The organism is Galbibacter mesophilus, from assembly GCF_023721415.1.
Taxonomy (GTDB): domain Bacteria; phylum Bacteroidota; class Bacteroidia; order Flavobacteriales; family Flavobacteriaceae; genus Galbibacter; species Galbibacter mesophilus.
The window spans coordinates 79,980-104,323 of sequence record NZ_JAMQVC010000004.1 but is presented as its reverse complement, the minus strand read 5'-3'; the positions used below and the strand labels follow the sequence as shown (position 1 = coordinate 104,323).

12 protein-coding genes are annotated in these 24,344 nt (G+C 37.5%); 9 read left to right on the top strand and 3 right to left on the bottom strand.

Annotated elements, in window-relative coordinates; all coding sequences use genetic code 11:
* Positions 1 to 2 precede the first annotated feature (2 nt).
* Complete coding sequence (locus NDQ75_RS13825; protein ID WP_202029186.1) at positions 3 to 2,000, top strand: sulfatase family protein; 1,998 nt, start codon at positions 3 to 5, stop codon at positions 1,998 to 2,000.
* A 40-nt stretch (positions 2,001 to 2,040) separates the two neighbouring features.
* Positions 2,041 to 4,869, top strand: coding sequence for a sugar-binding domain-containing protein (locus NDQ75_RS13820; protein WP_202029185.1), 2,829 nt, complete (start codon positions 2,041 to 2,043; stop codon positions 4,867 to 4,869).
* Between the two features lie 89 nt (positions 4,870 to 4,958).
* Here NDQ75_RS13820 and NDQ75_RS13815 read toward each other — a convergent pair whose 3' ends face one another.
* Complete coding sequence (locus NDQ75_RS13815; protein WP_202029184.1) at positions 4,959 to 6,989, bottom strand: sulfatase-like hydrolase/transferase; 2,031 nt, start codon at positions 6,987 to 6,989, stop codon at positions 4,959 to 4,961.
* A 537-nt stretch (positions 6,990 to 7,526) separates the two neighbouring features.
* Between NDQ75_RS13815 and NDQ75_RS13810 the strand changes: the two genes are divergently transcribed.
* The 7 genes from NDQ75_RS13810 to tnpA all read left to right on the top strand — a co-directional run bounded on the left by NDQ75_RS13810 (position 7,527) and on the right by tnpA (position 18,617).
* The gene (locus NDQ75_RS13810) at positions 7,527 to 9,134 is read left to right on the top strand and encodes a sulfatase (protein ID WP_242513705.1); all 1,608 of its coding nucleotides are present in this window, start codon (positions 7,527 to 7,529) and stop codon (positions 9,132 to 9,134) included.
* Between the two features lie 38 nt (positions 9,135 to 9,172).
* Positions 9,173 to 12,382 (top strand): glycoside hydrolase family 2 TIM barrel-domain containing protein, encoded by a 3,210-nt coding sequence (locus tag NDQ75_RS13805; RefSeq protein WP_202029183.1) that lies wholly within the window; start codon positions 9,173 to 9,175, stop codon positions 12,380 to 12,382.
* A 6-nt stretch (positions 12,383 to 12,388) separates the two neighbouring features.
* Positions 12,389 to 13,531, top strand: coding sequence for a glycoside hydrolase family 43 protein (locus NDQ75_RS13800; protein ID WP_242513704.1), 1,143 nt, complete (start codon positions 12,389 to 12,391; stop codon positions 13,529 to 13,531).
* Between the two features lie 9 nt (positions 13,532 to 13,540).
* Entirely contained in the window at positions 13,541 to 15,073 is a 1,533-nt protein-coding gene (locus NDQ75_RS13795) for a sulfatase family protein (RefSeq protein WP_202029182.1), read from the top strand.
* A 27-nt stretch (positions 15,074 to 15,100) separates the two neighbouring features.
* Entirely contained in the window at positions 15,101 to 16,555 is a 1,455-nt protein-coding gene (locus NDQ75_RS13790) for a sulfatase (protein WP_202029181.1), read from the top strand.
* A gap of 22 nt (positions 16,556 to 16,577) precedes the next feature.
* Positions 16,578 to 18,035, top strand: coding sequence for a sulfatase-like hydrolase/transferase (locus tag NDQ75_RS13785; RefSeq protein WP_202029180.1), 1,458 nt, complete (start codon positions 16,578 to 16,580; stop codon positions 18,033 to 18,035).
* Between the two features lie 120 nt (positions 18,036 to 18,155).
* Positions 18,156 to 18,617: an IS200/IS605 family transposase gene (tnpA, locus tag NDQ75_RS13780; protein ID WP_202029179.1), complete on the top strand. Its 462-nt coding sequence runs from the start codon at positions 18,156 to 18,158 to the stop codon at positions 18,615 to 18,617.
* 60 nt (positions 18,618 to 18,677) lie between these two features.
* On the opposite strand, the gene NDQ75_RS13775 is transcribed toward tnpA, so the two are convergent.
* Positions 18,678 to 21,461 carry a LamG-like jellyroll fold domain-containing protein gene (locus tag NDQ75_RS13775; protein WP_202029178.1) on the bottom strand — a complete coding sequence of 928 codons (2,784 nt, stop codon included), beginning with the start codon at positions 21,459 to 21,461 and terminating at the stop codon, positions 18,678 to 18,680.
* 447 nt (positions 21,462 to 21,908) lie between these two features.
* Positions 21,909 to 24,296, bottom strand: coding sequence for a GH92 family glycosyl hydrolase (locus NDQ75_RS13770; RefSeq protein ID WP_251762033.1), 2,388 nt, complete (start codon positions 24,294 to 24,296; stop codon positions 21,909 to 21,911).
* Between the last annotated feature and the right edge of the window lie 48 nt (positions 24,297 to 24,344).

Genomic DNA, 24,344 nt, shown 5'->3' with positions numbered 1-24,344 from the left:
AAATGAAAGGACTTTCAATTATTAAATGTATTGGTGTTTTTGTGTTATTATTTTTTTCAAAGTTACTTATAGCTCAAGACCGACCAAATATTCTTTGGATTACTTTTGAAGATACCTCACCGCAATTTATCGGCTGTTACGGAAACACCGTTGCAGAAACTCCGGTGATGGATAAAATGGCCAGTGAAGGGGTACGTTTTACCAATGCATTTTCTACAGGAACTGTATGTTCCGCCAGTAGAAGTACCATTATTACTGGAATCCCTACTTATAAATTAGGCACGGGAAACCATAGAAGCAACTATGCAATTCCTGATTTTGTAAAAGGATTTCCAAAGTATTTGAAGGAAAACGGATATTACGCAACCAACAATAAAAAAACTGACTACAACGTAGAAAATGCACAGGAGTTCATTAAAAATACTTGGGATGAAAGCTCCAAAACTGCTGGTTGGTGGAATAAAAAAGAGGATAGACCATTCTTTTCGGTGTTTAATGTGGAAGACTCCCACCAATCCCGAACGATGAGTATGACATACGAATGGTACGAAAAAAATGTTCTTGCCTATTTACCAAGAGAATCCAATAACGCACAACCTATTTCCAATGAAGTCTACGATTATAAAAACACCAATCTTTCTACACTGGATCCCGAAAAATCGGGATTTATAGGATTGCATAAAAAACATTGGATTTCTGAAGATGCTTTTAAAATGCCTCCATTTTATAAAGATAGTCCGCAGATGCGCAAACAGATGGCAAGGGTCTACAATTCTTTAAAACTCGCCGACATGAAAATGGGTAGATTGCTTCAGCGGTTAAAGAATGACGGACTTATGGAAAATACCATTGTTTTTATTTTTTCCGATCACGGTGAAGGAATACCTCGAGCCAAAACCAATGGAATTGGCCTTGGATACAGAATTCCGTTTATGGTTTGGTTTCCGGAAAAATACAAACACTTATCTCCGTGGGGAACAGGCGTAGTTACCGATGAGTTAATTAATTTTGAAGACCTTGCGCCAACCATGCTAAGTTTAACAGCAACAAAAATTCCCGATTACCTAAAAGGAAGACCATTCTTGGGAGATAAAAGGGAGAATGCACCAGAATATAAGTTGTTATCTTCAGATCGGGCAGATAATGGAATTGATTTGGTTCGAACCATTACAGATGGAGAATTTATTTATTCTAGAAATTTCTTACCATTTTTTCCTGAAGTTAAATACTTAAGGTATGTAGAAATAGGGGAGATAACACAACAAATGCATAAAGACTATGAAGAAGGAAAACTCGATTCGTTACAAAAATCTTTATTAGAGCCACGTCCTACAGAAGTTTTATACAATCTGCAAAACGATCCATGGGAGACTGAAAACCTTATTGAAAAGGAAGATTATTCTGCAATAGCTCAAAAAATGCGGGCATTACTTGAAGAGAAAGTACTTGCGAATAAAGACATTCTTTTTGCTCCAGAATATGAGCTGGAACAGATTTCCAAAACGGGAACACCTTATGAGTATAGATTGAATGATGAAAATTATCCTTTGAATGAAATTTTTGAAGTGGCAAATTTGGTAGGCAAAGATGACACAAAAAAGGAGTTGTTTAAAAGCTTGGAGTCTTCAAATAAATTTGTACGCTATTGGGCTTCTATCGGTTTGTATGCTATTAGCAATAAATTAAGCCCATCTGAACTAAAAACGATACAGAAAAACTTGGATGATAGTTATGCGCCTGTTCGTCTTAATTTAGCAGCTACTTTGTATGCCTCCAATCAGAATAAAAAGGCAGAAATAGTGTTAAAAGAATTTATGCTGGATGCGAGTCCTAGTTTAGCGTTGAGTGCTATTAATTACACACTTTATTTTAAGAATCGGGAGGCTTTTACCAGTACGATAAAGAAGGCGTACGAAAAAGATAATGATTATAAAGTAAAAGCAGCTTGTGTAGATTTTATGGACTTGGAAGGACTGGTTTCAGATTTTAAACAAAGTTAGTATAACGTCTCAAACAAACTAAAAATCAGAATACATTAAAATGACGAAGATTAACCACCATTTTTCTACAACAATAAAACTGTTACTAAAGTTTGGGTATATTTTTGCCCTAATAATTTTAGTTAGTAGTTGTTCAGAAGAACAAAATAATACTATTTCCTTAGCGGGGGGTTGGAATGTGAAATTGGATTCCCTTAACCTTGGTTTACAGGAAAATTGGGCCAATGAAAATTTTGAGCCGTTTGCCGTGAAGTTACCTGGTACGTTGGATGATGCCCAAATAGGAAAACCCAATACTTTAAAGCCAGCACTAAATAACTACGTGCTTTCCAACTTAACAAGAAAGCATCAATACATAGGCAAAGCATGGTACCAAAGAACAGTTGAAATTCCTTCTAATTGGAAAGATAAGGAAGTTCAGCTTACTCTAGAACGTGTTATTTGGGAATCTACTGTTTTTGTAGACGGAGAGAAAGTAAACTCACAAAACAGTTTAATAGGAGCGCATGTCTATAACCTTTCTAATTATTTAAGCCCAGGAAAACATGTATTAACAATACTTATCGATAACGCCAATAAATTCGCTGGAATAAATGTAAAAGGGAAAAGGTATCCAGATAGTATTAATCAAGATATGGCACATGCATACACCAACCATACACAAATAAAATGGAATGGTATTTTGGGGAATATTGAATTAAAGGCAACAAGTAGTAAAGCTCCCAACAACATTCAAGTTTATCCAGAATTGGATGCGAATAGAATAGCCGTGGAATTTGATGCTTCAGTTTCACCATCGGAGAATTTTCAAGTCCAGATTACCGATAAAGATGGAAAAAGTGTATTTCAAGGTACCATGTCAGAATTTACTTCAAAAGAAGGTAAAGTGAGCTTTCATTTGGAAAAACCAACTAATGTATTTTTGTGGGATGAATTTAATCCTAACCTATACACTATAAAAGTAACCACATCGGCAGGGGCTGTAGAAACGAGGTTTGGTTATCGGGAAATAGCTAAAAACGAAGGAGTTTTAACGCTTAATGGTAACCGTATTTTTTTAAGGGGAAATTTAGAGTGTTCTATTTTCCCTTTAACCGGTCACCCTCCTTTGGAAAAAGAGGCTTGGGGAAAACTCATTCAGCAAGCTAAAGATTATGGATTAAATCATCTTCGCTTCCATTCTTGGTGTCCTCCAAAAGCAGCTTTTGAAGCGGCCGATGAAGCAGGTTTTTATTTTCAGGTAGAACTTCCACATTGGAGTTTGCACTTCGGAAAAGATAAAGAAGCGGTTCAGTTTTTAAAGCAAGAAGCATATAAACTGCTGAAAGACTACGGAAACCATCCTTCGTTTGTTTTAATGGCAATGGGTAACGAAATTCAAGGCGACATAGAATTATTGAATGCCTTGGTGAAAGATTTAAAAGAAAAAGACAACAGACATTTGTATGCCACAACTGCTTTTTCATTTCAAAAGCCAACTGGAACTGTGCCCGAACCGCAAGATGATTTTTTTGTGACGCAATGGACGGATAAAGGCTGGATACGCGGACAAGGGATTTTTAATAGCCAGTATCCAAATTTTAACAAAGATTATTCTAAAAACAGTGCCCATATAAATACACCGCTTATTTCCCATGAAATAGGTCAATATTCTGTGTATCCCGATATGAGTGAAATTTCAAAATACACAGGTGTTCTGGATCCATTAAATTTTAAAGCAATTAAAAATGATTTGGAGAAAAAAGGAATGCTGTCCTTAGCAGATGATTTTACACATGCATCTGGAAAATTGGCTACTATTCTTTATAAAGAAGAAATAGAAAGGGCCCTGAAAACACCGAGTTTTGATGGATTCCAATTGTTGCAATTACAAGATTTTCCTGGACAAGGAACGGCATTGGTAGGATTGTTAAACGCTTTTTGGGAATCTAAAGGTGTGGTTTCTGCTGAAGAATTTAGGGAATTCAATAGTGAATTGGTGCCGCTCATTCGTTTTGAAAAGGCAGTTCTTGAACATGGGGATACATTGAATGCGAATATAGAAATCGCCAATTTCTATAAACCGTTAAAAGATCAAATCATTGATTGGGAAATTACCAACAGTGATGGAGAACAGCTTAAAAAAGGGACTATAAATAATGTAGAATTACAAATTGGTAATAATAACGATCTTGGAGAGATTGTATATTCTGTTGCTACCGAGACTGCTCAAAAATTAGCTATTACGGTGAAATTAAGAGGCACAAAATACAAAAATAGTTGGCCAATTTGGATTTATCCAAGTGAGGTTAAAACAAATTCTGAAAATGTTTTGATAACCAGTTCCTTTGCAGATGCTAGTAAAGCACTTGAGCAGGGTAAGAACGTGCTTTTAAATCCAGATTATGCCGAGCTTAAAGGTATTGAAGGAAGGTTTGTTCCCGTATTTTGGAGTCCTGTGCATTTTCCAGACCAACCCGCTACTATGGGATTGTTAATGGACGAAAACCACGAAGTATTCCGAAGTTTTCCAACGGACGGATACACCAACTGGCAGTGGTGGGATTTGTGTATTCGTTCAAAATCTGTGGTAATAGATTCATTAAATGTTACACCTTTGGTAAGGGTTGTTGATAATTTTGTGACCAATCATAAATTGTCTAATCTTTTTGAAGCAAATGTGGGAAAAGGAAAACTGGTTTTCTCTTCCATGGATCTTATTTCAGATATGGAAAATAGACCTGTAGCCAGACAGCTTAGGCATAGTTTGTTGGAATATATGGAAAGTAAAGATTTTAACCCTTCAGAAGAAATAGATTTAGAAAAATTGAAACGATTGAGGCTTGCCGCCAAAGGTGATGGGTTCTCTACCGAAGATATTTATAATTGATAGAGGTAAGTTGATAATTATTTGTTTAATTAAAAACCGGTAGTGAAATTTACCTCGCTACCGGTTTTTTAATGGAATATTCCGAAGTGTTATTTTTCAATAAGCTTCCATGACAAATCTATTTTAGGTGCTTTTGTATCAGAATTTTTGTAATAAAGTGTATAGCTGTGTTTTCCTTCGTCTAGTACTAAGCTATTGGTGTATACTTTGGAAGCGGCAAAGTTGTAATCTGCATCAATAAGGTTTATTTCGTAAAATTTTAGAACCGTTGGCGCATCAGTATTAAGTGAGAACTCATACCTTCCAGCTTTTTCAATGGTAATGGTTTTGGTGATTTTTACAATTCCTTCTTCGAAAGAGTTTGGTTTTTTAAAGCTGAATTTCTTTCCGTTTTTAGAAGGAGAAATTGAAGAAACATCAGCAACCCAAGGGAATTCACCTTCATAAAATGCCCAATTATCTTCTTTAATTGTGCTTGAAGAAATAGCAACATCATCATAAGGTCGAGGGGCCGATGTGTTTCTAAAACGCATTTTTAGAGCTTGTTGTTTTAGCTTTTTTTGAAGAGACTCCATATCGGTGAGCGTAAGCGGATTTCGTTGCGCGGGATCGTTTTTTATATCAAAAATGAGAAAGTCATCATTCGCATTTTGAATATTATAACGAACTCCCAAAGTATCTCCAATACGTATTAATTGCATTTGTTTTCTTGCGCTACCTCTTTTATTTTCAGCAAAAGAATCATAATTGGGGGTATTCCATTTTTGGAAATATTCAGAATAGACGGTTCTTTCGTTATTCAAGTCTGAATTTGTAAATGTAGGCAGTATCGATTTTCCATTAGTTCCAGCAGGAGGAAGTACCTCTATTGCGTCACAAAATGTTGCCAGCCAATCGTAAAAGGCACTAGGTGTTTCATTTATAGAATTCTCTTTAATTCGGGCTGGCCAACTTATTAATGTGGGTTCACGCATGCCGCCTTCCCATAGGTCTCTTTTAATTCCTTCAAAAGGACCAAAGCTTTGAAAGAATTCTGGATTGTTTTCAACATATTCTTTTGGTAGGTACGATTCTTTGGAAGGACCATTATCAGAAGTAAAAACAATCATAGTATCTTCAAACACATTAAGGTCTTTTAATAATGCTACTAAATCCCCAACTTGATTATCAATTCTTGTTACAACGGTGGCATATCGCTTATACGTGTCTGGCCAAGCAATTTCTGCTGTATTTGGATTTTTGTCATGATCGTATGTTGCGTCTTTATAAAGCGGATTAACAAAAGAGTCTGGTTTTCCAGATGCTGTGTTGATTATTTTTCCTGATGTGTCTAGCCATTGCAAGCCACCTTTTAAACCTTTCCCGTTTGGGTAGGCTTGTGTTGGTAATTCCAAAACAGCATGCGGAGTGTCAAGAGAAAGGAATAGGAAAAAAGGCTGGTTTTTATTTTCAGTATTTTGTTCCATAATCCAATTTTTTGCTTTTGCAGTAAACAAATCGCCAGTGTAGGCTTTGTCTAATGAAGGAGTGATGACTTTGTTGTTCTCATAAACTTCTTTAGTGCCACGGTAAATTCCTTCTTTTGGATAATGTTCATGACCATCGCCGTGCCTTATATAACCCAAGTAATAATCAAAACCCCTTTTTAAAGGATGTGCAGGCCAATCGGGACCTTTACCTTGACCTTGTAACCCCCATTTACCAATGAGTGCGGTTTTATATCCATTTTGTTGTAGTACAGATCCCAAGGTGTAGTTTTCCTCAATGGCTTTATCAAACTGGTTATCCCGTACATTGGCTTGCCCTTGATTTTTGCCAGAAAACAAAGAGGCTCGTGAAGGTGCACAAACAGGAGCGCCCGCATAATGATTTGTAAGCATGGCTCCCTCTCCAGCTAAAGCATCGAGATTCGGTGTAGAAATGGAGGGCAGTCCGGGGGTTTTTGCCCTTAACTGTTGATAGAAAACGCCTACATCTCCATATCCTAAATCATCCGTTAAAATGAAAAGGATATTTGGTTTTCCTATTTCCTGGTCTTGGGCAATAGTAACGTTTAGATTGATCAAAAAGGCTAAAGTTATCATATATACAACCTTATATTTCAATAGTATTTCTTTCATAATATAGTTGGAGTTTCAGTCTATTTAAATTTTATTAATTGTAAATGCATCTTACTTTTATAGTTAAGTCTAAGTGATGGCAAAAGGTACAAAAATAAATTAAAAGTCAAATATACTTTTAAACAATTAAGGTTATTTAATAGCATTGGAGGTTTTTATTTTATATGGATATGTACTGAATAATATATGATTCAATTAACACAGTTATGAAATAAATGCAGATAGGATTATTGTCCATGTTTTTAAAGCTTTTGTCTATTTTTTGGCTATTGGCAAATCTATATATTTGAAAAACCCCATTAAAACTTGTTCTTAATTGGAAGTATTAAAATATAGTCTATGAATGATATGCTAAATACAAATTATAGCCAGATGGTTCATTTTATAAAACATTATTTAAGTCTTTAGATGATCCATGTCCGAATAGGGCATATAGTTCTACTTAGGGTGGAAATCGGTTCTTTTTGTATACAATAAATCATGACTGCGAAAGAAAAACTATATTCACCCTTCAATTAAACAACAAATTACAAATTAATGAATCAACCGGACTTGTTTAGATTAGTTAGCTTTCTTTGTTTTACGGCCATTCTTATGAGTGGCTGTAAAAACAAAGTTCCTGAAGAAGTTAAAGAGGAAATAAAAAAGCCGAATATTGTTTTTATACTTGCCGATGATTTAGGGGCACACGATTTAGGAATTACCGGAAGTAATTATTATGAAACACCGAATATTGATAAAATAGCAACAGAAGGCACTGTTTTTACTCAGGGGTACGCTGGCAGTAGGGTGTGCAGTCCTTCCAGGGCTACCATAATGTTAGGGAAATCTACGGCGAGGCATGGTATTACAGATTGGATTGGAGCCGCCTCTGGCGAGAACTGGAGAAAGCATAAAAGAAATGATAAACTGTTGCCGGCAGCGTATGTTCATGCGTTACCCGAAACCGATACTACATTACCAGAAGCCTTAAAAGCAGGCGGGTATGCAACTTTTTTTGCAGGAAAATGGCATTTAGGAGACGAGCCAAATAATCCTGAAAGTAACGGGTATGATGTTAATAAAGGAGGCTGGGAAGTTGGCAGTCCAAAAGGAGGGTATTTTTCACCTTGGAGCAATCCAAAGCTTCCTAACAAAAAGGCCGGTGAAAACCTATCTATGCGTTTAGCAGAAGAAACCAATATGTTTATTGAAAGTAATAAAAGCAAGCCTTTCTTTGCAATGCTTTCATTTTATGCGGTGCATGGCCCAATACAAACTTCTGAAGGAAAATGGAAAAAATATAGGGATAAAGCAGAATTACAGGGAATTAAGGAGTCTGGCTTTAAAATGGAGCGAGTGTTGCCCATTCGTACACAACAGGACAACCCAGTTTATGCAGGACTTATAGAGCAGATGGATGACGCTGTTGGTTTAGTTCTTAATAAGCTTAAAGAGTTAGGGCTAGAAGACAATACCATTGTGGTATTTACATCAGATAATGGAGGTGTAGCCTCTGGAGATGCATTTTCTACAACCAATCTTCCTTTACGTGGCGGTAAAGGTTACCAGTGGGAAGGCGGTATTCGAGAGCCTTATTTTATAAAAGTTCCTTTTGTTAACAACGCTCCTAAAACAATAGATACACCTGTTACTGGAGCAGATTTTTTCCCAACACTTATTGATTTTGCAGGTTTAGCACCTATGCCTAATCAAACACAAGATGGAGTGAGTTTAAAACCTCTTATTGAAAATGGTAAAATAGCAGAAAGGCCATTATTTTGGCATTATCCGCACTACGGAAATCAAGGAGGAGAACCCTCTTCCATTATTCGTAAAGGCGATTATAAATTGATTCATTATTATGAAGATGATAGAAATGAGCTTTACAACCTTGCGAAAGACCCAAGTGAGCAAAATGATATTTCCAGCTTGGAAAAAGAACTTCTACTGAAGCTTGAAAAAGAACTCATGGAGTATTTAAAAAGCGTTAATGCCAATATGCCTTCAAAAGATCCAAAATTTGATAATGAATTGGCAAAGAAAATTCAAAAAAATAGAGAAGAGGTGCTAATGCCAAGACTTGAAAAAGAACGCGAAGAAATGCTATCAAAAGACTATCAACCCAATGAAACTTGGTGGGATAGTAAAATTACCAAAGATTGAAACTTACTAACATCTATTTTAAACGAAACGAAAATATAATGAAGTTACTAACAAAAAGTTTTTGTGCAATGACGCTTGCCTTGGTTGCTTTAGGGTGTAATGAACAAAAAAATACTAAGCCGGTATATGTTGCCGAAACTTGGGAAAATCCAGAGTGGGAAAATCCAGAAATCTATCAAATAAATAGAGAGAAACCTACCGCTACTTTTTATAATTACCCTACGGTCCAAGAGGCAATAAGCAATGCAGATTGGAAGAAATCACCTTTCTATAAATCATTAAATGGAACATGGGATTTCTATTATGCCGATAGTGTACAGGCAAGACCGGCAGATTTCTTTAAAACTGATTTCGATATTAGCGGATGGGACAAAATAGAAGTTCCCTCCAATTGGGAAATGCAAGGTTTCGGTGTTCCAATTTATACTAATGTAAAATATGTGTTCCCTAAAAATCCTCCTTTTATTCCACATAACATGAATAATGTAGGGAGCTATAAACGTAATTTTAATGTGCCGAATGAATGGAACGGAAAAGATATTTACCTTCATTTTGCAGGGGTAAGTGGCGCAACTTATGTGTATGTAAACGGAAAGAAAGTGGGGTACAACGAAGGAAGCAAAACACCAGCTGAATACAATATTACTGAATATCTACAGAAAGGAGAAAACCAATTGGCTGTACAGATATTAAGATGGTCTGATGCCAGTTATATGGAAGATCAAGACTTTTGGAGACTCAGCGGTATAGAGCGCGACGTATATTTAATTGCCCAAAATAAAACTTCCATCGATGATTTTCGGGTTGGTAGCGACTTAGTGAACAATTATAAAGACGGTGCATTTAGTATCGATGTAGTATTAAAAAATACTTCAGAAAAAAAAGAAGAGCGTACCGTAAAGGTTCAATTGCTAGATGGAAAAGAAGCGATTCTTAATTTCAGCAAAAGTGTAACGGTATCGCCTGGCGAAGAAAAAATTTCTTTTGAAGGAACTGTAGAAAATGCTAAACCGTGGACAGCAGAGACGCCAAACCTATACACGACAACCATAAGTTTAGATGGAGCTGAGCAAACACAAGCAACTGCTGTAAAAGTTGGATTTAGAAATATAAAAATAGAAAACAACCAATTTTTGGTGAATGGGCAGCCTATACTTATAAAAGGGGTTAACCTTCACGATCACGACGAGTCTACTGGGCATGTTATAAATGAGGAATTAACTTTAAAAGACTTAAAGTTGATGAAGGCAAACAATGTAAATGCTATTCGTTGCAGCCATTATCCTAAAAATCCATTTTTCTATAGCATGTGCGACCAATATGGTTTTTATGTAGTTGATGAAGCAAACATAGAAACCCATGGAATGGGAACTACCAATCAAGGTTTGAACAACAATAAAAAAGCGCAAAAAATACATCCGGCATATCTTCCAGAATGGAAAGGGATGCATATGGATAGAACAGTGCGTATGTTTGAAAGGGATAAAAATCATCCATCTATTGTAACTTGGTCTTTAGGGAATGAAGCTGGCAACGGGGAAAATTTCTTCGCTACATACGATTGGTTGAAGAAACAAGATACTACAAGGCCTACACAATACGAAGGAGCTACCCAATATGAAAATACAGACATACAGGCACCCATGTATTGGAAAATCCCTAAAATGATAAATTATGCTGAAAACAATCCTAAGCGTCCATTGATACAATGTGAATATGCACATGCCATGGGAAATAGCTTGGGGAACTTTCAGGATTATTGGGATGTTATTGAGAAGTATGACATTATGCAAGGTGGATTTATTTGGGATTGGGTAGACCAAGGATTGCTTGGGAAAACCGAAGATGGCAAAGAATATTGGGGTTACGGAGGTGATTTTGGTGCTGAAAATCTTCAAAACGATGCCAATTTCTGTATGAATGGAGTTATAAATCCAGATCGTACGCCACACCCGGCATTGGCAGAGCTTAAAAAAGTGTACCAGCATATAAAGTTTAAAGACTTTAATCCTACCACAGGAAAAGTAACCATTAAAAATGGCTATTACTTTACCAGTTTAGATGGGTTTGATTTTAGTTGGGAGCTCTTTAAAGAAGGCGAGTCCTTGGCAAAAGGGAAGCTAGACGCTATAAACTTAGGTCCACAGGAATCAAAAATGGTAACCATTAAACTGCCAAAGCTGGAAACAGCTTCTAATGAATATAATATTCAGTGGTATGCTACAACCAATAAAACTTTTCCATTAATTGAAAAAGGGGAGCAATTGGCTAGTGAAGAATTTGTATTTGGAACATATAAACCTTCCATTAAGAAAACTTCTGATGACATTCTTGCAGCAACTCAGGAAGACGGACTCTTAAAGCTAAAATCCAAGGCTGCTGAATTTACTTTTAATGTTGAAAAAGGAACTTTAAGTAGTGTAAACTACGGTAACGGAAATGTACTTAAGCAAGGCATTACGCCTAATTTCTGGAGACCAACTACCGATAACGATTTTGGGTTTAATATGCCTAAGAAGTTTGGAGCATGGAAAGAAGCATCGGATAATCAAAGTTTACTTTCGCTTCAAATTAAATCTGGAAAAAAAGAGTGGAAGCTGGAAGATATTACAAAGCAAGATTTAGGCAAAGAAGTAAGCGTAGAAACGGTTTATCAGTTGCCAAACGAGATGGCTAAAATTAAAGTTATATACACCTTAAGCGCTACTGGGATTGTAAAAGTAGATAATATACTTACAGATGTGAAAGACGGACTGTTTAATATGCCTCGATTCGGGAATAATTTCATCCTGAATAATTCATATAATATTGTGAATTGGTACGGTAGAGGTCCGCACGAAAATTACCAAGATAGAAATACAGCTGCCTTTGTTGGTAAATATAAGTCCAAAGTAGAAGACTTGTACTTTGCCTACGCGCGCCCACAAGAAAACGGTTATAAAACAGATGTACGCTGGGTGTCTTTTACAGATGCAACTGGGAATGGAATTAAAGTAATAGGTACCGATTTACTTGGTTTTAGTGCGCACCATCAGTACAATTCTGATTTTGATGCAGGGAAGGAAAAGAAACAAAGGCACATGTCTGATATTACCAAAAGAGAATTGGTAAATGTAAATATAGATGCAGAGCAAATGGGCGTTGGAGGCGATACCAGTTGGGGTGCACAGCCGCATGAACAATATCAAATAAAACCAGAGCAAAAAGAGTACTCTTACTATATTTTGCCAATCGGGACTAAAAAATAAGGTAGGATGAATATAAAACAAATGAAGCTAAGCAGAAGATTATTCCAACTCCTTACCATGTGTTGTGTAACCTTAACTTTCGCACAAACTGATTATAAAAGTTTTCAACCTGGGGAAATTTGGGAAGACAATAACGGAGTACACATTAACGCTCACGGTGGGGGGATTACTGTTGTTAACGATACCTATTATTGGTTTGGTGAACACAAAGGAAACAACAACCAAGCGCTTGTGGGAGTGCATGTGTATTCCTCTAAAGATCTTTACAATTGGAAAGATGAAGGTGTAGCCCTTAAAATGAAGGAAGACACTTCGTCTAAATTGCAAAAAGGCTCGGTATTAGAGCGCCCAAAAGTAATTTATAATGATAAAACCAATAAGTATGTCCTATGGTTTCATCATGAACTGAAGGGGCAAGGTTATAAAGCAGCACTTACGGGTGTTGCGGTCTCAGACAACATTACGGGGCCTTATGAATATATAGATAGCTTCCGTATGCATCCAGGGGTATGGCCCAAAAACTTTTCAGAAGAAGAAAAAGCCCATGCAGAAACGTATGCAAAAAAAGAAGATTTAAAATGGGGACAAAGGTCTAAGCACGGGGTGTACTTCTTGAGGGATTTTGAAGGCGGACAGATGTCTAGGGATATGACTTTGTTCAAAGACGAGGATGGATCAGCTTATCATATCACGGCATCAGAAGAGAATGGGACACTGATTATTTCCAAATTAACCGATGATTACCTTTCCTTATCCAATGAATATGTAAGAGTGTTTCCAGGAGGGAACAACGAGGCTCCAGCTATTTTTAAAAAGGACGGCAAATACTATATGTTTAGTTCTGGTTTAACAGGATGGGATCCCAACCCAGCTAGATCTGCAATGGCAGATAGTATGTTGGGGCCTTGGAAATCCTTAGGGAATCCTGTTCGGGGTTCAGAAGAAGAAAAGGAAACCACTTTCAGAAGTCAGAGTACTTATGTGCTGCCCGTTGTAGGAAAAAAAGATGCTTTTATTTTTATGGCGGATAGATGGACGCCTAAAAACCCAATCGATGGAAGATACATTTGGTTACCCGTACAATTTGAAGATGGCAAACCTATTTTGAAATGGTACAACGAGTGGAAACTGGATTTTTTTGATAAATAAGTAAACAGAATGAAAAATTCGATACTGCATAAAATAGCATGGGTACTATTAATAACGATATGTTTTGCAAGTGTTAATGCTCAAAAGAAGAAGAACCCAAACATCGTGATTATTTACGTAGACGATTTAGGGTTTGGCGATCTTGGGGTAAACGGTGCTGTAGGGGTAAAGACCCCAAATGTAGATGCCCTGGCGGCCAACGGTATTAATTTTACCGATGCACATTCTTCAGCAGCTACCTGTACACCTTCACGCTATTCGTTGCTTACAGGAAGTTATGCTTTTCGTGGTAAAGCGGCTATTTTGGCAGGAGATGCCCCGCTAATTATAGATACTGAAATGAGAACGCTACCAGATATGCTAAAAGATGCTGGCTACAAAACAGGTGTTGTGGGAAAATGGCATTTGGGGTTAGGTGATGGTAATGTAAACTGGAACACTAAAGTAACCCCAGGACCAAAAGAAGTAGGTTTTGATTATAGCTTTTTAATACCCGCCACTGGAGACAGGGTGCCAACGGTATTTATGGAAAATCAAGAAGTAGTTGGTTTGGAAAAGGAAGACCCAATAACGGTAGATTATAAGAAAAATATTCCCGGAGGATATCCTGTAGGGAGAGAGCATCCTGAATTGTTAAAGCAGCATGCAGATGATCAACACGCTTCTTCGGTTACCAATGGAATTAGTAGAATTGGGTATATGAAAGGGGGAGAGAATGCCTTGTGGATAGATGAAAACATTCCTTTTGTATTAACGGATAAGGCTACTCATTTTATAGATAAACATAAAGAAAATCCTTTTTTCCTGTTTTTCTCGTTACATGACATTCATCAACCAAGAACACCCAATAAAAAGTTTGTAGAGTCCAGTGAAATGGGACCTCGTGGCGATGTTATTACACAAATGGATTGGTGTGTTGGGGAGATTATGAAACAATTAGATAAGAATGGTATTAAAGAAAACACCATGATTATTTTCAGTAGTGATAATGGGCCTATTTTAGATGATGGATATCTAGATTATGCTATTGAATTGCTTGGGGAGCACAATCCGGGCGGGCCATATAGAGGTTCTAAATATTCGGTATACGAAGCTGGTACCCGAATGCCAACGGTGATCTCTTGGCCAGCAGGAATACAACCGGGTACAAGCAATGCGCTTTTATCGCAAGTAGATTTGTATGCCTCCCTAGCAGCATTGGTAGGGCAAAAACTGAAAAAGGCAGATGCCCCCGACAGTGAAAACTTGCTAGACGCGTGGTTGGGGAAATCTCAAAAAGGAAGGGAAATGTTGTTTGAGCAAGCCTATGCCTACGGAATACGAAAAGGAAACTACAAATACATCCACCCTAAGAAATCCGACAAACTACCTGAATGGATTAAAAATAAGTTTGTAGACCCTGGGTATAGTACGGTTCCCATGCTTTTTAATTTGGATAAAGATCCTGGGGAAACTCAAAATATTGCAGAATCCCACCCTGAAATGGTCAAAGAGATGGCAGCATATTTAGAAAAAGTTTTAGAGAAACCTACAAGAAAGTAAATTTTAAATATTGTAATTGTTTGGATTATGATTAAAACCAGCCGCCTGTTTAGTAGTTTTATTATCGTATTTTTTTTTTCTTCGGGATTATCGGCACAGGAAGAAAAAACGCCCAATATAGTTTTTATTAACGTAGACGATTTAGGCTATAAAGACACCGAAGCATATGGGAGTGAGTTTTATGAAACTCCACATATTAAAGAACTCGCAGCCAATGGGCTCACTCTTACAAGAGGGTATGCAGGGGCTGCTAACTGTGCCCCCAGCAGGGCTTGCTTAATGAGCGGTTTAAATACACCTAGACATGAAATTTACACTGTAGGAAATTCAGATAGGGGGAACAAGCGTTTTCGAAAGCTTGTTCCAACACCTAATAAAACGGTGTTACCAGATTCTATTATAACCATTGCAGAAGCTTTGAAAAATAAAGGGTATACTACGGCCACTTTTGGAAAGTGGCATTTGGGGGAAGATCCGAAAACACAGGGTTTCGATGTAAATGTAGCAGGAGGTAAAAATGGAGGACCAGGTAAAAATGGTTATTTTTCTCCCTACAATGTGCCAAATATGGAATATGGCCCGAAAGGCGAAAACCTTACCAATAGGTTAACAGATGAAGCCATCAATTTTATGAAAAACACTTCTGGAGAACCTTTCTTTGTTTACCTTCCGTACTATGCAGTGCACAACCCATTAGCAACATTTCCGGAGTTAAAGGATAAATATACCAGTAAAAAAGGTAACCCTTTTCAGAATGATGCGGTATATGCAGGGATGATAGAAACCGTAGATACCAATATCTGTAAGATATTAAACTATCTCAAAGAAAGCGGATTGCTTGCAAATACACTAATAATTTTTACTTCAGACAACGGAGGTATTGCAGATACCAGTAGTCAAAAACCATTACGAGGCGGTAAAGGTTCTTATTATGAAGGTGGAATTAGGGTGCCGTATATCGTAAGATGGGATGGGGTGGTTGCGCCAAATACTAGAAATGAAACCCCTATTTCCAACTTAGATATTTTTCCTACCTTACTGGAAGTAGCAGGAATTCCTGTTAAGGATTTTAAGCTGGATGGAGTTTCCCTAATGCCTATTTTTAATGGGGAGAAACTTTCAAAGAGACCGTTATTTTTTCACTTTCCCATTTACCTTCAGGCCTATAATCCTGTAAAAGATGATGGTCGGGACCCTTTGTTTAGAACGCGGCCGGGTTCGGTAATTATCCGCGGGAATTGGAAACTTCATCAATATTTTGAAGATAATTCCGTAGAGTTGTATAATCTTAATGACGATATAGGGGAGCGAAATAATTTGGTACAACAACATCCCGAAAAAACTTCAGAATTATTGCAGGAGCTTAATGAGTGGCGTATTGAAATGAATGCCCCTATTCCGAAGGAAAAAAATCCAGAGTATGATGAAAAATTCGACATCAAAAAACGCTTAGAATATAGAAAGCAAATTAAAAATAATTAATAAACTAAATAATACTAAAAAGATGAAAAATAAATATACTAAGTGGGTTTTACCTTGCATAGTGAGCATTCTTTTCTCTTGTAAAGAGAATCCAAAAAAGGATAAAGACGTAGCGGAAAGTACTTCTATAATAGAATCATCCAACCAACCAAATATAATTATAATATTGGCAGATGATGCTGGCTATATTGATTTTGGTTTTATGGGTAGCGAAGACTTGCAGACCCCCAATTTAGATGCTTTGGCAGCTCGTGGGGTTACATTTACCGACGCTCACGTGAGTTCTACGGTATGCGCGCCTTCCAGGGCTGGATTAATGACCGGGAAATACCAACAGCGTTTTGGTTTTGAGGCCAACGGAACTGGAGGGATAGGCTTAAGCGATGATGTACAAACCATGGCAGATGTTTTTAAAGATAATGGTTATAATACTTATGCTTTGGGTAAATGGCATTTGGGGAACGATAAATCCGACCAACCCAACCAGAGAGGTTTTGATGAGTTTTATGGCTTTTTAACTGGAAGCCGTTCTTATTTTCCTATTAAAAACCCTTCTGAAGATAAAATGCTACAGCACAATGGGGAGAGGGTGGTTTTTGAAGGATATATGACCGATGTTCTGGGGGATCAATCAGTGAAATTTGCAGAAGAAAGTGGCGATAAACCATTCTTTATGTATTTGGCCTATAACGCGGTTCATACGCCTATGCATGCTAAAGAAGAGGATCTGGAGAAGTTTAAAGAGCATCCCCGAAAGGAATTGGCGGCTATGACATGGTCTTTGGATGAGAATGTGGGGAAGCTAGTAGATAAGTTGGAAGCATTGAACGAATTGGATAATACTCTTATTTATTTTTTAAGCGATAACGGTGGTGCTCATAACAATCAATCTAAAGAAGGCCCGCTAAAAGGATGGAAAGGTAATGAATTTGAAGGTGGGCACCGGGTACCTTTTGTGGTTAGCTGGCCTAAGGCTATAAAAGGTGGACAAACTTTTGACGGATTATCTTCTTCCCTTGATATTTTTACCACCTCTTTAGCAGCGGCAGGTATTGAACCTTCAGCAGATTTACAATTGGATGGAGCCAATTTACTGCCCTATGTCACTGGTAAAAAACAAGGTGACCCGCACGATAAATTATTTTGGAAAAAACTTGAAAATTCTGCGGCTAGAATAGGGGATTACAAACTTATCAACCTTGATGGTTTTGGCTCGGTAATGTATAATTTAAAAGATGACCTTGGGGAAACTACCGACTTATCGAAGAAAAAACCTGAGGAATTTGAAGAGCTTTTAAATACTTATAATTCTTGGAAGTCCGAATTAATACAACCTTTGTGGGACGAAGGAAACCAATGGATGGATGTTACCTACCACATTCATAAGCAACTTATGTTAAATGAAAAAGTACGCTATAAAGGCGTTTGGGACCCTGCTTTTAAAAACAGACCCGAAAACGAACGCCGAGTGCGTAAATAATTTGTTTACTATTTTGAGGTTAGAAAGCCTACTTAGCAAATTGCTAAGTAGGCTTTTTTATTCTAGGAGGGTAAATACCCCGAGGCTTGCCTCGTACGAAAAAAATAGTAATCTTTGAGCGTGAGCTCAAGTAAGCATTTTCATAAAAGTCATAATGTATCTTTGTTGCTTTACCATTTGGTATGTTCTGCAAAGTATCGTCGATTTGTATTGAGTCGAAAAGTTGATCGCATACTAAAAAGGACCTGTATTGAAATCGAGAAAAGATATGAAATTCACATTCTGGAAATAGGTTCTGACAGGAATCACGTTCATTTTCTGCTACAAAGTGTTCCCACCTATAGCCCCACAAAGATTGCAAGAACAATAAAAAGCATTACTGCTAGGGAAATTTTTTCCCAAGCCCCTGGTGTTAAACGAGCATTATGGGGTGGAGCCTTTTGGGGCAGTGGATTCTACATTAATACAGTGGGAAGGCATAGTAGTGAGAAAGTAATAGCTGCATATGTAAAAAATCAAGGAACCGAGAAGGATTATCAGATTTTACACAAAGACAATGACATTCAATTGAATCTTTTCTAAACTAATGCCTCGGGGCTTGCCCCGAGGATTATTAACTTTTTTTTGTTTGAAAACTTATTTCTATTCAATCAATATTTTTTTATAGTAAACTTTATTTTTATCATCAATAACTTTAATTACATACATGCCAGATTTAAATAAGAAAGGGTTTGATAAATGAATTGATTGTTTACTTGTGTTGGCAGTGTGAACTAACCTACCGTTAAAATCATAAACGAACACTTTGGCATTATTTATATTCTTAAAATTTAAGTTGAATTCAGATTTGGTCGGGTTAGGATAAACTTCAAAATCACCAATTTCGTCAACTGCGCTCGAGGTGGATAGTTTCAATTCATTTGACTGTTTTAGTTGGGAAGAACTGCTCAGCGTTTGTTGAAATTCATTTGCTATTTCAGAAGCACTGAGAACTCTTTCATAAATATGTACATTATCCATATACCCACTAAACTTGCGGTTATCATGATCTTGTCCAATTTGTAATGCCCTTCCTCCTAAAGTGTTGATAATTTGTCCAGAGGATGATGAAACATTATCAAATAGACCATCTACATATAGCTTGGTATCGGTTACATTCGGTGTACCATCATCTTCAAAAGTGCAGGCCACATGGTGCCATTGACCGTCATTAATGGTAGTACTACCTATTGTATGTCCGCCTTTCACTTCCACTCGCAGTTTCCCTTGATATATACGAAACAGCCACTTGTTTCCGTTTGTATTGGGTCCCCAACATACTATAGCACTATTATTTTCGGTTGTTTTTATCCATGCCGATATAGTACGGGAATTAGTACCGATAACTCCTTCGTGATTATTTACTTGTATATAGGTATCATTAAAACTAGCAACCTGACCACGAACGGCATCTGTAGTAAAAGTTGTACCATTAATTGCTCCATCATATCCATTTCCAGTTGCATCGTTGGCATCGCCATTAAACAGATATTTGGCTTCCAAAGCAGATGTTGCTGTTCCGTAGAGATTAATTTCAGCGGCTGAAGCCCATGCTTTATTGTTCACTTCACTGAGGGCGACCAGTCTAACATATTTTGCTATTGTGGTTGTAAAATTTAAGGATTTTTCAGTTTTTGAATTGGCCCAAGTTCCATTTGCTACGGGACTCCCCCAATTGGAACCATCTGTACTAAGGTAAATTTCATATTGCGAAATGGTTCCATTTTGGGAAGCATTTTGCCGTGGCAAATAACGAAACTCAGAAATATTATAGGTCGCCCCTAAATTAATGGATATTTGATGAGGAAATGTTGTTTCATTCTCTCCCCATGGAGTATGCCAAATCGTATTGGGATTCCCATCAAAAGCATTTATTGCTGGATCACTACCGGCCTCACTATCTACCGAGTGCAGACTCCATGCAGACTGAGGGATTTTAGAAGCACTGTTTAGTTCCATAAATTCAACTTTCAACGTATTTACGCTGTATGGAGGCATTGTAAATGTATATTCATCAACCTGATTAGTGAAATTTTGCGAATCCGTAATTACATCTTTCAACTGGGCATCAGTGGTATGGAGTTCTATGGATTTTATTTTTAATATGTCTCCATTATCATTTTCGATGATCACTTCCGCAGGAGAAGGCTGATCGGAATAATTCACAATGGTTACGTAAGCATGGTTATCCCCTTGTTTCCTAAAGACAATAACTTCATCATCTGTTTCATTGCCATCGATTGTACGTTCCATTACATGCGAATTAGGTGGCTGTAAGGAAGTCACTTGCTTAAATGCGTAATATTGATGAGTTCTATATGGGTTTTGACCATCATCGGGCATAATTATTAAGGAACTTTTTTTGTAGTTTCCCGATGCGGCTACGAAAAAGTACCACCATGAATTCAACCCTGCATTGACACCACAAATAACTAGATTTGCTGCCGACATAGCTGTGTAATGCCGCTGTCCCAAAATATCTTCCAAGTAGCCTATATCTTCCCCTCGACCTGCATGCATTTCTGACTGAATAAATCTTCTGCCTTCCAATTGGTTTCTCATCTGATCGAAATAAGCGTTATTTGATCCTTGAGCGTACTGGTGTGTACTTAAGATATCAACTTCATTCCAAGCATCTGGATAATTGTTCTTCACCTCATCCACCCATTCTGGGGTTCTCCTTGCGCTCAACGCACTGAAGGCCATTATTTCTGGCATAGGTATCCCATGAACATTTATCGATGGATTGTTGACCATCGTTCGGAGCCGGGGTATGGCTTCCTTTAACAAAAAAGCCACACCTTTTTCTTTATTGTTACCATGGCCGTACAAGTAAAATTTATTGTCTTTGTTATGATCGGGTTCATTTACAATATTAAGAATATCTACGGGTACTCCACGAACAAAATACCCCTCTAAAGCCTTAAAGTACCAGTCGGCTACCTCATCATAAATACCGGTTCTAGTATAATCCAATGCTTTCGTTGGAGTCCCGTTTACATCTATGGTAGTACATAGGTTATCGGGAAGATTGTTAACTACCAAAGACATTTTCAACTCTGGCCTGTAGGCTCTCATTGTCTTTATATAATTAGCATTAGCATCGTAGTATGAAGGATCATCAGATGGATATATACCTGTATAATCTTGCAAATATTGCATATTCAAGTCTTTTCCAGCCCACCTCATAACACTATCTTGGTCTGCTGCACTCATATTATTATGGTCGCCGACCCATTTGCTAAAGGAAGCACCAGCCCCTTCAAAGATGTGTTTGTAGCCGTCTGCATTTACCCTGACGGTATAGGGATTTGTTTGTCCTTTAACAGTAATAAACCATAATATGGCCATGAATGAAAAAATAACTTTACGTAAATAGTACTTCATAATGGATAAGTTTTAGTTGATAAATTATTAAATACTTAAATTTAGCTAGGTTTAACGTAATGGGAGGGGTTATATAATTCATCCCAAGGGGCTATTTAAGTATCTCAGGTAGTACAACTACATTTTCTTCAATTACATTCGTTTCATTAAAGTATCGAATTAATAACTTTTGGATAAGTATCATCAAGATAAGTGAGGAGAAAATGATTTAACAACAGTAAGAGCTGGGGAAGTAAGCCTGGAACAAGGCCAATAAAATGGACAGGAGTCCCAAAACGTAGGATTTTAAGAATATTGAGAGCGAGAAAGTGGAGCGATGGTCAGTAGCGACAATAAAACTCTGAGCGGTACCCCAAAGATTCTAAACAGACAGAAGGCCGGCCGATGTAAATTAAAAAAGTATTTCCTCGCATAGGGTAGTAGAAATACAATACCATATTAAACTGGCTATTTTACGGGATTAGAAGATTTCATTATAAATTCTAAGGTTCCGCCCTGTATAATTTCTTTATGCTGAATGTGTTTTTGTTCCGAATCCGATTGTAAAGGTTTTCCGTTCCATTTCACGGTTTCGATGTATTTTTTTCCCGACGCTGATCCAAGAGCTTTGATTATCAGTTTTTTATTATTTTCAAGGGTAATAACAATTTTATCAAAAATCGGACTTCCAAATTCATACTTTGGATTCGATTCTACACCACCGTTCATTTGAAAAAGTCCAATTTTCATTAATACAGCTAGACTTCCCAAAATACCTTGATCTTCATCGCCACTATAGCCGGTTTCAGGTGACAACCCACTAAAAACACTGTCTATGACCTTTCGCGACCAGTATTGTGTAAGATCCGGTCTGCCTAAATGATTGAAAATAAAAGCCGTTTGCATAGAAGGTTCGTTTCCATAATTGACGGGAATTCGGCTGTATTTTGGGTTTTTTTCTTGCCCATGGGAATCACCTGCCGTAAAACCTGATTTTTCTGCTGTTTTAAATTGTTCATTGAGTTTTTCACTGGCTTTTTCGTTACCACCCATAAGTTTTGCCAGCTCTGGAAGATCGTGGGGTACAAACCAAGTGTTTTGTGCACCATTTGCTTCTGTAAAACCATGGCCTATTTGGTAGAGGTCGTACTCTTTTTTCCAAACTCCATCTCTATTTTTAGGTCGAATCCAACCCACGGAAGCGTCAAAAACATTTTTCCAATTTTCGGAACGTTTTTTATAAATACGATAGTCTTTTTGTAAGTTCAATTTTTTGGCGAATTGTGCCAATGCCCAATCTTGATAAGAATATTCAAGCGTCATGGATGCTCCATTTTTATGATGGGCCTTCACTTTTTCGGGCAAAGGATATGGTACATATCCTTTTTCGAGATAATATTCTAATCCACCTCCAATAGCAGTGTTATGTTCATAACCGGCTTTGGACATCATTCCATTCATGACATGGTTTTTTTTAAGAGCTGTATAAACTTGATCTAGATTTTCTTTTAGGATTTCTCGTTGTACTGCGCCCACGATGAATGGGGTAGAAGATGCTCCAGTCATTACATTTGTGTAGTTTCCGCCAGAAGGCCCACGGGGCACCAAACCTCCGTCTTTTTGATATTGGAGCAAAGAAAGTGAAAAATTTTTCATTATTGAAGGGTAAACGAGCCCCCATAAAGTTTGAATAGTCCACTGCGCACCCCAAAAAGCATCGGAGTTGTAGTGGTTAAACGTTGGTGTACCGAATTTATCAAGTGGAATTTGGCCAATTCTAAAAGCAGTTCCTGTATAGTCTGGATATGCTCCATTGGCATCGCTAATAATTCTACGTCCTTGTAAAGCGTGCCAAAGGTCAGTATAAAACCTACGTTGGTGTGTTTTACTGTTTCCAAATACTTTAATTCGGCTTAACATTTTGTTCCAATCTTGAAGGGATTGGCACACTGCAGCCTCAAAATCCCACCCTGGAAGTTCTTTGGATATATTGGTTCGCGCATTGTCAAGGGATGTGTAAGAAATTCCTACTTTCATTAGTGTTTCTTGGCTTTCCTTCTTGGTGAATGCAAGGTAATTTCCTGTAGTTTTATCCCGATGTAAAGAATCAATTTCCACATTAAAGTCAATTTGAAAATAAACTTTTATAGGCTTAGGACGACGTGAGGTTGCCGACATTGTAAGTTCTCCAGAAAGACTTTTGTCTCCAGACTGTTGTAAACGCCCTGCCATATTTTTACATGGACCCAATTGTTTGTTGAGATTGAAAAGTACCGTTGGCACAGTGCCATTTGGGAAGCGGTATCGGTGGAAGCCCACTCGCTTGGTACTTGTTAAGTCAGTATGAACACCGTAACGTTCTAAATAAACAGAATGAAAGCCTGGTGAAGCGATTTCTTTTTCATGTGAAAATTGGGAATAATAGTCGGTAAATATATTTGTCTCGTTGTTTTTTGATACTTGTACCGGCATTACAGAAAGCGCCGATAATTGCCATGCATGTACATGACTAAATCCCTGTATGGTATCTATCTGGTAGCGGTAACCACTATTCCAAGCACCATCTGTTGCTGTGTCTGGACTTAAATTTACCATGCCAAAAGGCCTACTAGCGGATGAAAAATAGAACCATCGAGAATGTTCGGTGTCTAAAAAAGGATATACCAAACTTACAGGATCATTTGTGACGATACAGCGTTCTGCTGCATTTTCCAATGTTTCTTTAGAAAGTTGAGCTTTTAAAGGGAGTGCCACAAACATTAGCGCCCAAATTAATGGGAACATAAAAGTAGACATGTTTTTTCCTTCAGACTGTATCACAGCGTAAATATTAAAATTTAGGGTTCTTGAAATCATTTTAAATTTAGCATAACATAAAGGGACTGCTTTATTAAAATGAGGCTG

Coding starts and splice junctions, on each gene's coding strand:
- NDQ75_RS13825 (WP_202029186.1), top strand. CDS start 3: ATGAAAGGACTTTCAATTATTAAATGTATTGGTGTTTTTGTGTTATTA.
- NDQ75_RS13820 (WP_202029185.1), top strand. CDS start 2,041: ATGACGAAGATTAACCACCATTTTTCTACAACAATAAAACTGTTACTA.
- NDQ75_RS13815 (WP_202029184.1), bottom strand. CDS start 6,989: ATGAAAGAAATACTATTGAAATATAAGGTTGTATATATGATAACTTTA.
- NDQ75_RS13810 (WP_242513705.1), top strand. CDS start 7,527: ATGAATCAACCGGACTTGTTTAGATTAGTTAGCTTTCTTTGTTTTACG.
- NDQ75_RS13805 (WP_202029183.1), top strand. CDS start 9,173: ATGAAGTTACTAACAAAAAGTTTTTGTGCAATGACGCTTGCCTTGGTT.
- NDQ75_RS13800 (WP_242513704.1), top strand. CDS start 12,389: ATGAATATAAAACAAATGAAGCTAAGCAGAAGATTATTCCAACTCCTT.
- NDQ75_RS13795 (WP_202029182.1), top strand. CDS start 13,541: ATGAAAAATTCGATACTGCATAAAATAGCATGGGTACTATTAATAACG.
- NDQ75_RS13790 (WP_202029181.1), top strand. CDS start 15,101: ATGATTAAAACCAGCCGCCTGTTTAGTAGTTTTATTATCGTATTTTTT.
- NDQ75_RS13785 (WP_202029180.1), top strand. CDS start 16,578: ATGAAAAATAAATATACTAAGTGGGTTTTACCTTGCATAGTGAGCATT.
- NDQ75_RS13775 (WP_202029178.1), bottom strand. CDS start 21,461: ATGAAGTACTATTTACGTAAAGTTATTTTTTCATTCATGGCCATATTA.
- NDQ75_RS13770 (WP_251762033.1), bottom strand. CDS start 24,296: ATGATTTCAAGAACCCTAAATTTTAATATTTACGCTGTGATACAGTCT.